The 11,469-nt window shown below is 61.8% G+C and carries 14 protein-coding genes; 9 read left to right on the top strand and 5 right to left on the bottom strand.

What is annotated here, in order from left to right; all coding sequences use genetic code 11:
- The 4 genes from EN993_RS23230 to EN993_RS23215 form a co-directional block, all read left to right on the top strand.
- A partial coding sequence (locus EN993_RS23230) for an HPP family protein (protein WP_164757767.1) occupies positions 1–968 on the top strand: 968 nt, incomplete at its 5' end.
- A gap of 105 nt (positions 969–1,073) precedes the next feature.
- Positions 1,074–1,793 (top strand): RNA polymerase sigma factor, encoded by a 720-nt coding sequence (locus tag EN993_RS23225; RefSeq protein WP_127264925.1) that lies wholly within the window; start codon positions 1,074–1,076, stop codon positions 1,791–1,793.
- 71 nt (positions 1,794–1,864) lie between these two features.
- The gene (locus tag EN993_RS23220; RefSeq protein WP_109662990.1) at positions 1,865–2,389 is read left to right on the top strand and encodes a DUF4142 domain-containing protein; all 525 of its coding nucleotides are present in this window, start codon (positions 1,865–1,867) and stop codon (positions 2,387–2,389) included.
- A gap of 11 nt (positions 2,390–2,400) precedes the next feature.
- On the top strand, positions 2,401–2,709 hold the full coding sequence (locus tag EN993_RS23215; RefSeq protein ID WP_126068643.1) for a cupredoxin family copper-binding protein: 309 nt from the start codon (positions 2,401–2,403) through the stop codon (positions 2,707–2,709).
- Here the strand turns inward: EN993_RS23215 and EN993_RS23210 are convergent.
- Complete coding sequence (locus EN993_RS23210; protein ID WP_127264924.1) at positions 2,655–3,551, bottom strand: crotonase/enoyl-CoA hydratase family protein; 897 nt, start codon at positions 3,549–3,551, stop codon at positions 2,655–2,657. The two genes, EN993_RS23215 and EN993_RS23210, sit on opposite strands and share 55 nt — an antisense overlap.
- An 84-nt stretch (positions 3,552–3,635) precedes the next feature.
- On the opposite strand from EN993_RS23210, the gene EN993_RS23205 reads away from it, so the two are divergent.
- Together EN993_RS23205 and EN993_RS23200 are read left to right on the top strand one after the other, a co-directional pair.
- On the top strand, positions 3,636–4,220 hold the full coding sequence (locus tag EN993_RS23205; RefSeq protein ID WP_109662983.1) for a TetR/AcrR family transcriptional regulator: 585 nt from the start codon (positions 3,636–3,638) through the stop codon (positions 4,218–4,220).
- 58 nt (positions 4,221–4,278) lie between these two features.
- The gene (locus tag EN993_RS23200) at positions 4,279–4,995 is read left to right on the top strand and encodes a hypothetical protein (protein ID WP_126068641.1); all 717 of its coding nucleotides are present in this window, start codon (positions 4,279–4,281) and stop codon (positions 4,993–4,995) included.
- Here EN993_RS23200 and EN993_RS23195 read toward each other — a convergent pair.
- Together EN993_RS23195 and EN993_RS23190 are read right to left on the bottom strand one after the other, a co-directional pair.
- A complete protein-coding gene (locus EN993_RS23195) occupies positions 4,933–5,802 on the bottom strand; it encodes a tetratricopeptide repeat protein (RefSeq protein ID WP_127264923.1) in 870 nt (289 codons plus the stop codon). The two genes, EN993_RS23200 and EN993_RS23195, sit on opposite strands and share 63 nt — an antisense overlap.
- Before the next feature lie 16 nt (positions 5,803–5,818).
- Complete coding sequence (locus EN993_RS23190) at positions 5,819–7,045, bottom strand: anion transporter (RefSeq protein ID WP_127264922.1); 1,227 nt, start codon at positions 7,043–7,045, stop codon at positions 5,819–5,821.
- 148 nt (positions 7,046–7,193) lie between these two features.
- Between EN993_RS23190 and EN993_RS37945 the strand changes: the two genes are divergently transcribed.
- From EN993_RS37945 to EN993_RS38365, 3 genes are all read left to right on the top strand, one after another.
- Positions 7,194–7,406, top strand: a complete 213-nt coding sequence (locus EN993_RS37945) for a hypothetical protein (RefSeq protein WP_245468944.1) — start codon at positions 7,194–7,196, stop codon at positions 7,404–7,406.
- A 283-nt stretch (positions 7,407–7,689) separates the two neighbouring features.
- The gene (locus EN993_RS23180) at positions 7,690–8,502 is read left to right on the top strand and encodes a glycosyltransferase family 25 protein (protein WP_127264921.1); all 813 of its coding nucleotides are present in this window, start codon (positions 7,690–7,692) and stop codon (positions 8,500–8,502) included.
- 319 nt (positions 8,503–8,821) lie between these two features.
- The gene (locus EN993_RS38365; RefSeq protein ID WP_281040324.1) at positions 8,822–9,205 is read left to right on the top strand and encodes a CatB-related O-acetyltransferase; all 384 of its coding nucleotides are present in this window, start codon (positions 8,822–8,824) and stop codon (positions 9,203–9,205) included.
- A 105-nt stretch (positions 9,206–9,310) separates the two neighbouring features.
- Here EN993_RS38365 and EN993_RS23170 read toward each other — a convergent pair whose 3' ends face one another.
- Both EN993_RS23170 and EN993_RS23165 read right to left on the bottom strand, forming a co-directional pair.
- Complete coding sequence (locus tag EN993_RS23170) at positions 9,311–10,321, bottom strand: glycosyltransferase (protein ID WP_245468943.1); 1,011 nt, start codon at positions 10,319–10,321, stop codon at positions 9,311–9,313.
- Between the two features lie 253 nt (positions 10,322–10,574).
- Complete coding sequence (locus EN993_RS23165) at positions 10,575–11,363, bottom strand: GGDEF domain-containing protein (RefSeq protein ID WP_127264919.1); 789 nt, start codon at positions 11,361–11,363, stop codon at positions 10,575–10,577.
- Positions 11,364–11,469: the final 106 nt, after the last annotated feature.

The following is an 11,469-nucleotide window of genomic DNA, read 5'->3' as shown; positions in this document are numbered from 1 at the left end:
GCAACGGCCCGCACGTGCCGCTGCTGGTGGCGCCGATGGGAGCATCGGCGGTGCTGCTGTTCGCGGTGCCGGCCAGTCCGCTGGCGCAGCCATGGTCGATCATCGGTGGCAACACGATGTCGGCACTGGTCGGCGTGATCGTGGCGCATTTCATCCACGAAACCGCCCTTGCCACCGGCATCGCGGTGGCGCTGGCCATCGCCGCCATGTCGTTCACGCGCTGCCTGCACCCGCCGGGCGGGGCGGCCGCCCTGACCGCGGTGCTGGGAGGGCCTGCCGTCATCAGCGCCGGCTTCCTGTTTCCATTCGTGCCGGTGGCGCTGAACTCGATCCTGCTGGTGGCGCTCGGCTATGGCTTCCACAGACTGGCCCGGCGCAATTATCCGCATGTGCCGGTCGCAGCACCGGCGAACAGCCACGGCACCGTCGATCCGCCGGCACAGTCGCGCGTCGGCTTTCGGTCCGAAGACATCGATGCAGCACTTGGCGCACTCGACGAGACGTTCGATATCGATCGCAACGATCTCGACCGACTGCTGCGGCAAGTCGAATTGCAGGCGATGGTGCGCTCGCACAAGACCCTTCTGTGCGAGGACATCATGTCGCGTGATGTGATCTCGGTCGACGCGCACACCTCGGCCGACGCGGCGCGCCAATTGCTGCTTGACCACAACATCCGCACCTTGCCGGTCGTCAACGCCGAGGCAAGGCTGGCAGGCACCGTGGGATTGCGGGAACTGACCCTGGCCTCCGGCACGGTTGGATCCGTGATAACGCCCGCAGCGACAGCCGCCGCCGGTTTCACCGCCATGGGTCTGCTGCCCGTGCTCACCGACGGCCGCAGCCATGCGGTGATCATCGTCGACGACGACAAGCGGATTCTCGGGCTGATTACCCAGACCGATCTCCTGGCGGCCACCGCGCGCCTGCAGGCTGCTGACAGACCCTCACCGGGCGCGGTAGGGTAGCTGCCGCCGGACCCGGCGAAAAATCTTCGGGAACCTTTTGCCGGCAACGGCGTCCAATCTCTCAGTCGGGGTTCCGGTTCGGAGATTGGGTTGAGGAAACTGGCCATGCCTGCTGTCTTGACGGCCGTGCCTTCTGCTGAGTCAGGCGACATGCATCTCGTGCGGCGGGCGCTGGCGCGCGACGGCGATGCCTTCCGCACCATCATCAAGACACACAATCAGCGGCTCTACCGGATCGCGCGCGGCGTCGTGCGCAATGACAGCGAGGCCGAGGACATCGTCCAGGAGGCTTATGTCAGGGCCTTCGCCCATCTCGATGCGTTTCGCGGCGACTCCTCGCTCGCCACATGGCTGTCGCGCATCGTCATCAACGAGGCGCTCGGCCGCCTGCGCAAAAGGCGCAGAACGGTGGCACTGCCGGAAAATCCGCAAGCCGAGATCATCCAGTTCCCTCTCAACCCCAGCGACGATCCGGAGCGGACGATGGCGCAACGGCAGATCCTCCAACTGGTCGAACGGGCCACCGACAGCCTTCCCGATGTCTACCGGACGGTGTTCGTGGCGCGGGTGATCGAGGGGCTGAGCATCGAAGAGACCGCCGATCTTCTCGGCGTGCGGCCACAAACCGTCAAGACAAGGCTGCACCGTGCCCGCGTTTTGGTGCGCAAGGCACTGGACGACCAGATCGGGCCGGTGCTGCTCGATGCCTTCCCCTTCGCCGGCCGACGTTGCGAAAGGCTGACCAGAACCGTCTTGCGGCGGCTCGGGCTGGAAAGCTGGCCCTCACCGGATTCAGTTGATTTTGGCGGGAACGTTTGCCGCTGACCAGCATCCAATGACCGTCAACCGAGAAACACTGTCCGGGGCGATTTCAGCGTCCGGACGAAGGAGATGCCATGTCTATCCGACACACTGCTGCCCTTGCCGCCCTGCTGCTGCTCGGCACTGCCCCGTTCGCACAAGCCGCCGACAAGCCGACCGATCCGCAGATCGCCCACATTGCCTACACGGCCGGGGTCATCGATGTTGAAGCGGCCAAGCTGGCGATCGAGAAATCGAAGACCAAGGAAGTCGTGGATTTCGCCAAAGACATGGTTCGCGATCATGAAGCCGTGAATGTGCAGGCGCTCGACCTGGTGAAGAAACTCAAGGTCACGCCGGAAGACAACGCCACCAGCCAGGCGTTGAGCAAGGCGGCCGCCGAGGAGAGGGCCAAGCTCGCCAAGCTCGACGGTGCTGCCTTCGACAAGGCCTATGTCGACAACGAGGTCGCCTATCACAAGCAGGTCAACGGCGCGCTCGAAACCCTTTTGATCCCGTCGGCGCAGAATGCCGAGCTGAAGAGCCTGCTGGAAACCGGCCTGAAGATTTTCCAGGGCCATGAGCAGCACGCCGAACATGTCGCCGGCATGCTGAAGTAAGGACCGGGAGCATGCAGAAACGCCATCTGTGGATTGCGTTGACGCTGGCCGCCGGTCTCGTTCCGGCGCGAGCTGAGACCATCCAGGTCACCATCGACAGGCTGGTGTTCTCGCCAGCCACCGTCGAGGCGAAGGTCGGCGACACGATCGAGTGGGTGAACAAGGATGTGTTCGCCCACACGGCCACCGTGAAAGGTAGCTGGGAGGTGATGATCCCGCCGAAGAAATCCGCAAGCCTGACATTGAAGACCGCGGGACCGGTCGACTATTTCTGCCGCTTCCACCCCAACATGAAAGGCCGTTTGGTGGTGGCGCCCTGATCCAGCGCCAACGAGGCCCGCCTGGCCTCATCAGGGCGCGCGATATGCGTCCACGACCCGTCATAGCGGGGCTCGCGGCGTGCGATCCAGGCATCCAGCCCTTCGCGCAGATCGCCGGTCGGGGCCATGCGGGCGAACTGCTCGGCCTCGACCAGCAGGCCTTCGGCGATGCTCTGGTTGAGGCCGCGCGTCACCGCCGTGAGGATGCTGGCGACCGCCAGATCGGAGTGCCGCAGGATACGCCTAGCCAGGCCGATTGCGGCCGGCATCAAATCGCCATGCGGCACCACCTGGTTGACGAGGCCGAGTTCAAGGGCCCGCTGCGGCGGAAACCAGTCGCCGGTCAACAGCAGTTCCAGCGCCCGCTTGCGCCCGGCCAGCCTGGGCAAACGCTGCGTTCCGCCAAAAGTCGGCGGCATCGCAAGGTTGATTTCCGGCTTGGCGAACAAAGCGCGTTCGCTGGCAATAGCCAGCGGCACGGCCTCGGTGATTTCGCAGCCGCCACCGAAGGCAATTCCGTTGACGGCGGCGATGACGGGTTTGCGGAAGGCCTCCAGCCTTGCCGTCAGCCGCTGCCCGCGCATGACGAAGTCCCGTATCGCGACATCGACGCCAAGCGCCACACTGGCCGCGAATTCGGGGATGTCGCCGCCCGCCGAAAACGCCCGCTCCCCTGCTCCGGTAAGAATGACCGCCCGAACACCGTCGTCGACTTCAATGTCGTCGAGGATCGCAAGCAGGCGATCGATCAGGGCATAGTTCAGTGCGTTGAGTTTCTCCGGCCGGTTGAGGGTGAGGATGGCGATCCCATCGCTGGTCTCGTTGAGGACAAGATCGGTCATTTGGCTTCCTTTCCAGCATGCGTTGACCGGAAGGGATCAGGTTTTCGATTGCTTGTATATTCACTAGTCGGTATACTTGAGGCTATGCCTGAAGCATCCAGCCCTACCCGCAAACGCATCGTCGATGCCGCGACGAAGCTCTTCTATGCCGAAGGGATTGGCCGCGTCAGCGTCGATGCCATCGCCGAAAAAGCCGGGCTGACCAAGCGGACGCTGTACTATCACTTCAAGAGCAAGGACGATCTGATCGCTGCCTATCTCGATGCTCGCGACCAGCCCAATCTGAAGCAGATGGCCGGCTGGTTCGATGCCGCTGAAGGTGGTGCCGACCGCAAGGTCGAAGCGATTTTCACCAATCTGGCGCGTGTCGCCCGCCATCCCAAATGGAAAGGATGCGGGTTTCTGCGCACGGCCGCGGAGCTTGCCTCGATGCCTGGACACCCGGCAGTCAAGGCCGGATCGCGGCACAAGACAAATTTCGAAAAATGGCTCGCCGCCGAACTGTCGGCCCGCGGCGTCACCGCGCCGCATATGCTGGCGCGCGAGATCGTTCTGCTCATGGACGGCGCCTTCTCGAGCATGCTGATCCACCACAACCCCGACTATATCGGGGCGGCAGGGCACGCCGCGGCGACGCTTGTGCGGGCGCGATCGCAGAACAAGGACTGACTTGCCGTGGCTTGGAACGCAGCCGGCAAGCGTGGTATCGCAATGCCAGGAGGCGGTGATGCGTATCATCTTCCGATGTGATCCAATGTTGGTCGAGCATTTGCCCCGCCCGATCCCGGCGCGCGGCGCTCTGCCGGATTGGCTGCGCGCCATGCCCGCCACCGCCTATTCGGCGATCCACGGCCGCGACATTCGCACGCTCAAGCAGTGCCCACCCGTTGTCGATGCGATGACCTACGGTTTCATGGTCCTGCTGCCGTGCGACGTCGTCGTCGACAAAGGCACCTTTTCCTGGGACTGGCAGATTCCAGACCCGGTTACACAGAACCACCCCAGAGCGCCATTGAGCTTCCACACGCCGGGGCAGCTCGCCGGCAGCCCGTTTGCTACGCCCGGTCAAGCCGCCCTCAAATTCAACAGCTTCTGGACCATCGAGGTCGAGGACGGCTGGTCGCTGTTCGCGATGCATCCGGTCAATCGCGAGGATCTTCCCTTCAGGCTGGTGACGGGCCTGGTGGATTCCGACCGGTTCAGCGATGGCGGCATCAATTTCCCGGCGATCTGGACGGAGCCTGGGTTCTCCGGCGTGCTCGGGAAAGGAACCCCGGTCGCGCAGTGCTTTGCGGTTCCGCGGGCCGCGCCGCAGCTGGAATATGAGGTGTTCGACGAGACGCGGCAGGCCGCCTATGCGCAGACGGTCGCGGATGTCCTGTCAACGCCGGGTGTCTACCGCAAACGGTTTCGCGCCCGGCGGGCGCGCTCCACCAGCGAGTGAGCGACGCAGCGCTTCCTCATCAAGCCACAGCCGACCACTCGGTGCCGATGTAAGTGCCATGGCGATGACGCCGAACGTGGATGGGCGCAGACGGTAGGCCGTTGAATACGCCAGCATTGCTTCATCGAGATCACCAGTTTCCTGCAAGACGACGCCCAGATTGACGGCAGCCTCCGGGGAATCCGGGCTCATCTCCAGTACGCGTCGATAGGCCTGGGCGGCGCCGCCGAACTTGCGCATGTCCTGACGCACCAACCCGAGATCAAACCAGGCAGCCGGATGCCCGCCGCCGGCGACGGCGCGTTCGAGCAAGCCCTCTGCCTCAACAGACGCACCGCGTTGCCAGGCAAGGCGCCCGAGGTGCGCCGCAGCTTCCTCGGATTTCGGATCCCGCTGCAAGACAAGTGTCCAACATTCGCGCGCGGCCAAAGCATTGCCTGCCTGATCGAGGGTACGTGCCCGCTCGATCAGTATTTCCGCCTGTGACGACAGCTTTGCCGCACGATCCAGCGGTTGCAATGCTGCTTCGAACCGGCCGTCGGCCCGGGCAATCCTGCACGCGAGAATCAAGGCGGGCACGTTGTCCGGACGAGCTGCCAGACTCGTCTCGATGCGCATGCGAGCCCCCGACAAGTCCGCCCTGGCGAACAGAACCGCCGCCAGAAGATGGCAAAGTGCCGGATCGTCCGGGTGTTGCTTCAGGCCCAGTTCGCATAGATGCGTCGCCTGGCCGTGATTGCCGGAATTGAAAGCGACCACCGCCCGGCGGATCAGATCTGCGCTTTCGCCTTGATTGGTGTTCACCATTGCTTTGCCGCTCCCTCTAGAACCCGAAGGCCAGCCATGCGGTGCCGGCCGCCAGCGTTATCAGCGTCAGCGGCAAGCCGACCTTGAAGAAAGCGCCGAATGACAGCGGCGTACCGGCGGCCCGTGCCTGTTCGGCGACGATCAGATTGGCGACCGAACCCAGCAGCGTGAAATTGCCGGCCAGCGTCGAACTCATGGCGACGACCAGCCAGGCCCGCTCGGGGTTTTCGAGGCCGGGTATGAAAGGCCGGAGCGCCAGCACGGCCGGGACATTGCTCATGATGTTGGAGAGCACCGCGGTGAAGCCGGACAGCCGCCAGACATCGTCCAGCCCGAGGTTCTTTGCCGAGGCGATCATGTCGGGCGTGAGAAGTGTCTTTTCAGCGCCGGCGACGACCACGAACAGACCGGCGAACATGAACAGCAGCGGACCGTCGATCTCGCGGTAGATGCGTTCCGGCTTGATGGCGCGGGTGAGCAAGAGGATGGCACCGCCGATGAGCGCGGCCTTGGCGACGGGCACGCCGGCGAAGAAGGCGATTGCCAGTCCGATGCAGACCACCACCGCCTTCAGCACCTGCCCCTTATGCATGCGGCCACGCGAGACCTCGGGCGTCAGTTGGACCGTGCGGGCAAATTCGGCCCGGTAGACGACGCGGATGATGACAACGACCGCGACGAGGCCGAACAAGGCGACCGGAGCGAGCGCTGCCGAAAAGGCCGGATAGGAAATGCCCGACAGCGCGCCGATGACCATGTTTTGCGGATTGCCGGTGATGGTGGCGACGCTGCCGCAATTCGACGCGGTGGCGGTGGCGATCAGATAGGGGATCGGGTTGCGCTTGATGACACGGGTGACGTGGACCACGATCGGCGCCATGACAAGGCAGATGGCGTCGTTGACCAGGAAGGCCGACAGCACGCCGGTCAGCAGCGTCACCATCACCAGAAGCATGAAGGGCGCGTGCGCGTGCTCGATGGCGACGGCGCCAAGGCCGCGAAAAGCGCCTGACACTTTCAGATGCGCCACCACGATCATCATGCCGAGCAGAAGCGTGATGGTGTCGAAATTGATCGCCCGGTAGGCATCCTCCATGCTGAGCGCGCCGACGGCGATCATCGCGGCGCCGCCGAGCAGTGCGATCCCTGCCCGGTCGAGGCGCAGGCCCGGGATGCGGCCAATGGCGACACCGGCGTAAGTCAGGACCAGGATCAGCAGTGCCGCCGCGCCCATCAATGTCATCGGTAAAAGAGTCCTGCTCGGTCTGTGGCGCGCCGTTGCCCGTCCGCCCCAATGGTTCGTTTGCATACCAGCTTTAGCGCGATGTCGGGATCGATAACAAACAGCCGGGCTTGTTGCACCGAGAGTGTTCGCTCGTCCAGGGGATGATGTGCCGCTAACGCAGATAGAAATCCAGCCGCTGTCGAAACGCCTGCGAGGAAAACAGCAGCTCAACGGTCCGCCGCGCCTCGCGGCCCACCGTCGCCAGCAGCCCCGGATCGGCTTTGAGATCGGTGAGGATCCGCGCCGCTTGTTGTGTCGTCTCGAACAGAAAACCGTTTTCGCCATGCCTGATATGGTCGGCGTAGCCGCATGCGAATGACAGACCACAGGCAAACCACAGGCCATCGCTTCGAACACCACCCGGCCGAACGTCTCAACGTGCGAGCCGGTGCGATAGTACGTCAAGCGTCTGCGGAAAAGGTGTCTATGGCTCCACTTGCCAATGGAATCTGGCAACGCTACAGGTCAGTTTGAGGACACTATCTACAGCAAAAAATTCTTCGTCGAATGGACAGAGGAAGTTGGAACTGCCAAGATAGCCCTGAAGCAAGTGTTCCAAAGAAGTAACTATAATCGGTACATAGCCTTTGGGGGGAGGCATCATGAAATGCATGGTCATCAACCTCGATCGGTCTCCGGACCGACTTGCCCATGTCACAGCTGAATTCGCGAAGATTGGTGTTTCGTTCGATCGGGTTCCTGCCGTTGATGCGTTGCACCGAAGGGATTTTGCCGAAACTTCACCGGGTTTAACCGCGACGGAAGTGGCCTGCCTTATGAGCCACAAGGTTTGCTGGAAAATCATCGCGGATGGTGATGATGCCTTTGGCGCGATCTTCGAAGATGACGTCCTGCTGTGTGAAGCGGCTGGCCCAATGCTTTCCGATGATGGATGGGTTCCGGCCGATGCCGATGTCGTCAAGCTGGAGACGTACCTAAGGAAGACCGTCATCGCGATGAAGCGCACTTCCGTCAGCCGTGGGTTTTCGCTGGCTAGGCTATATGGATTCCACATCGGATCGGCCGGTTACATCGTTTCGAAGCGAGCGGCGCGCGATCTGATCACCCGAAATCTCGATGCGCCCGCTGATCACGTTATCTTCGATCCGTCGCTTCCGACGTCGTCAAGCAAAACCGTGTACCAACTCTTGCCCGCGCTGTGTGTGCAAAATGATCTTGTACGCGAGAAGGCCTCCGGGTTGACCAGCCTCCTTAGTGAGGAGCGGCTGGTGAAATCTGCTTCGAACTACGCTCCAAAGAGGAGCCCGGCCGGAAAACTCGTGGTCGAAACGAGGCGCATAGCTCGGCAGATTTTCGATATCTGCCGCCTTAGGCGTGAGAAGACTATCGCCTTTATCCAGTCGATACCCGGCTCTGATGTCCATCCCTGCCCACCGAGGACTGTCACGAGGTAGATGAAATCGCCTTCTGGCCCAGCGGCATTTCTCCCACCGTGGGGGGATTCGAGTTAGGTGAGTGCTTGTTGAGCGTGCGAAAGACTCGTTGCACCAAATCCATATGGAAAAGACTGTGGGACTTTTTCGAGGACTGCGTGTGAAACTGGGGCTGCGAAAGCCGATATGGCCTTGGCCCGGAATTTCGATTGGGCGCCATTCGTATGGAATAAATGAGAACTCTATTGATGGATACCGTGCGGAGGACAACCCGCTGACGGTTGGCTCCTTCTGTTCCGTCGCTCAAGGTGTTCTGTTCCTTTGCAGGGCGACCCATCGGATGGATCTGGTGTCGACGCGTCAGATCGCCTTGGCCATCGCCAAGATCGAAGGCATTGACGGCCTCGGCACCAGGGGGCCGATTGTGGTCGGCCATGACGTATGGATAGGGGCGCGAGCAATAATCATGTCCGGTGTGACCATCGGAAACGGTGCCGTTATCGGAGCCGGAAGCGTCGTGACCAAGGATGTACCGCCCTACGCTATCGTCGCCGGAAGCCCCGCCAGAATCATCAGGTATCGTTTCTCTCCCGATGTCGTTGATCGCATTCAAGCCTCCGAGTGGTGGACTTGGAGCGATGAAAGAATTCGCGACCAGATCAAGCTTTTGACAATGAGCGGCGAGGATTTCGCCGCCAGCTTTGACGCCAACATTTCCAAGTGATGACATCGTCGCTCCGCCTGAGCCGAACGTCTGTCGGAAGTACGCTCCCACAATCGACACCGGCGCGGTTCCCGGTATTCGGAAACGATCGAGGGTGAGATGCAGCTATTTCAGATAAAAATCCAGCCGCTGCCGCAGTGCCTGCGGCGAAAACAGCTGCTCTACCGTCTGCCGGGCCTTGAGGCCGACTGCCGCCCTCAGCACCGGATCGACTTTGAGATCGGCCAGGATCCGCTCCGCCTGATGCGTCGTTTCGAACAGGAAACCGTTTTCGCCATGCCTGATATGGTCGGCGTAGCCGCCCTGCGAATGGCAGACGACGGGCAAGCCGCATGCCATCGCCTCGAACACCACCCGGCCGAACGTCTCCACCACATTCGAGCTGGTGCGATAGTAGAACGCGTCGAGCCCCTGCAGGAACTTTTCAGGCACAAATTGGCCCTGCGGCAGGAGTTCCAGTCGCGGATGCGGCGCCAACCTGTCCTTGAGCGGCATCCCGCCCTGAATCCGCACCGCAACGCCATCCGCCAGCAATGCCTCGTAGAGCGGCACATCGTCGGCGTGATGCTTGTCCGGCGCATCGCGACTCAGCCGCCCCACCGTGAACGGACCGTCCGGTCGGGCCAGTCGTTGCGAGAAACGTTCAATGTCGATCGGCGACGGATGCACGACGCCGTCGACCCCCAGCAAGCGCCTTTGAAAATCGGAAATCAGCACCAGTTCGGCAGCGGGCCAGCCCAGCATGCGTGGCATGCGCGTCGTCAGCGCAATGACTTTCGGATGAAAGGTGTTGAAGACGTAGATCAGCCGGCGCGGCCGCGGGATCAGGTAAGGCCACATTTTGTTGCGCCAATGCGCGCCGAGAAAGACGTAGGTACCGCCATCCGGCACATCCCACTTTGGCAGTGAGATGCGGCGTATCGGGAAATGCCGCATCAATTCGCCGGACACCCTGGAGGAGGTTGCCCAAAGACGCACCTCGGAATCGGCACTTAACAGCCGGTGCAGTTCGAGAGTTTCAAGGTCGCTGCCACCGAAGGGATTCTGAAAGCCGTTGAACAAATGGATCATAATTGCTGCGCTTGCCTGACCGCCCCGCCATATGTTCGCCAGCATCAAGAAATCATGACCGCACCGTCGGCCGGAACGCTCAAAAACTCTAGAACCAAGAACGTTTCTAACGACGACGATACATCGCCGACACAGGGGGAGTATACCGGTAAGAGGTTACAGTCCATGACCTATGGAACCGGCATGCCATCCGTAAAGATAGATTCCCTGCATGTAGTTGTGAGTATTTGAAAGCGTCGAGGGAGCGATCTGCCTCGGGTTCGAGAGCTTCTCGACCTGTCATCGGCAAGTTCTGTCGTCAATGCACCGTGGCGACGCTGGGCGGAGGCACCGGAGCAGCGCCCGCCGGATCGAAGCTGACTTGATCGCGTCCGTTCGACTTGGCCGTGTAGAGCCTTCTGTCGGCGGCGGAGAAGATTTCCTCATAGGTGGTCGGGCCGGTAAAGCTCGTGCCACCGATGCTGACGGAAAGCGGGCAAGGTCTGCCGCCGGGCGAAAAGTCCATCTCCCTGATGCGCCGGCGGATGCTTTCGGCAACCACCCAGGATTGCGAGGGATCCACGCCGGGCAGAAACACGCCGAATTCTTCGCCGCCGATGCGGCCGACAATATCGCCGCCACGCAGTTGCCCTTTGATCGCCTGCGCGATCAGCTTGAGCGCCTGATCGCCGCAGTCATGGCCCAGGCGGTCGTTGATCAACTTGAAGTGGTCGGCGTCGATGATCAACAGTGCCCCCGAACGGGGCTGCTCCTGCTTGCGGGTCTCTTCGAGATAGGCTTCGACCAGCATCGAGAAGGCACCACGGTTCAGCACCGCCGTCAGGCTGTCGGTCGCGGCAATGACGCTGAGGTCGCGCTGGGCGATGGCCAGCTGGCGAATCTTCCACATGAGGAAAAACAGGAACGAGCCGCCCAGCACCAAGGGCAGCATCAGGTCGGTCATCTGCGCCCGCCACACGGCCTCGGGCGAAAGATAGGGGAAATTGAAGGAATCGACGAAGAATGCCACGGCAATGAAGAATGCCGTACCGGCTACTGTGACAGCGATCACCCTGCCCCAGCTCGTCGGCGACAGATCGAGCTTCATCGCGTTCAACTCCGTTAGCCGCCGCTACTATGACGAACCAACGCAAACAAATTGATAAGACTTTCCCTCCAATTCAATATCGGGTCGATATCGGGCGGCATAGCGC

Origin of the sequence: Mesorhizobium sp. M7D.F.Ca.US.004.01.2.1 (assembly GCF_003997785.1) — a bacterium.
Taxonomy (GTDB): Bacteria; Pseudomonadota; Alphaproteobacteria; order Rhizobiales; family Rhizobiaceae; genus Mesorhizobium; species Mesorhizobium loti.
This window is presented reverse-complemented; position numbering and strand designations above follow the sequence as displayed.

Excerpts from the sequence above, each read along its gene's own strand:
- EN993_RS23225 (WP_127264925.1), top strand. The coding sequence starts at position 1,074 with ATGCCTGCTGTCTTGACGGCCGTGCCTTCTGCTGAGTCAGGCGACATG.
- EN993_RS23220 (WP_109662990.1), top strand. The coding sequence starts at position 1,865 with ATGTCTATCCGACACACTGCTGCCCTTGCCGCCCTGCTGCTGCTCGGC.
- EN993_RS23215 (WP_126068643.1), top strand. The coding sequence starts at position 2,401 with ATGCAGAAACGCCATCTGTGGATTGCGTTGACGCTGGCCGCCGGTCTC.
- EN993_RS23210 (WP_127264924.1), bottom strand. The coding sequence starts at position 3,551 with ATGACCGATCTTGTCCTCAACGAGACCAGCGATGGGATCGCCATCCTC.
- EN993_RS23205 (WP_109662983.1), top strand. The coding sequence starts at position 3,636 with ATGCCTGAAGCATCCAGCCCTACCCGCAAACGCATCGTCGATGCCGCG.
- EN993_RS23200 (WP_126068641.1), top strand. The coding sequence starts at position 4,279 with ATGCGTATCATCTTCCGATGTGATCCAATGTTGGTCGAGCATTTGCCC.
- EN993_RS23195 (WP_127264923.1), bottom strand. The coding sequence starts at position 5,802 with ATGGTGAACACCAATCAAGGCGAAAGCGCAGATCTGATCCGCCGGGCG.
- EN993_RS23190 (WP_127264922.1), bottom strand. The coding sequence starts at position 7,045 with ATGACATTGATGGGCGCGGCGGCACTGCTGATCCTGGTCCTGACTTAC.
- EN993_RS23180 (WP_127264921.1), top strand. The coding sequence starts at position 7,690 with ATGAAATGCATGGTCATCAACCTCGATCGGTCTCCGGACCGACTTGCC.
- EN993_RS38365 (WP_281040324.1), top strand. The coding sequence starts at position 8,822 with ATGGATCTGGTGTCGACGCGTCAGATCGCCTTGGCCATCGCCAAGATC.
- EN993_RS23170 (WP_245468943.1), bottom strand. The coding sequence starts at position 10,321 with ATGCTGGCGAACATATGGCGGGGCGGTCAGGCAAGCGCAGCAATTATG.
- EN993_RS23165 (WP_127264919.1), bottom strand. The coding sequence starts at position 11,363 with ATGAAGCTCGATCTGTCGCCGACGAGCTGGGGCAGGGTGATCGCTGTC.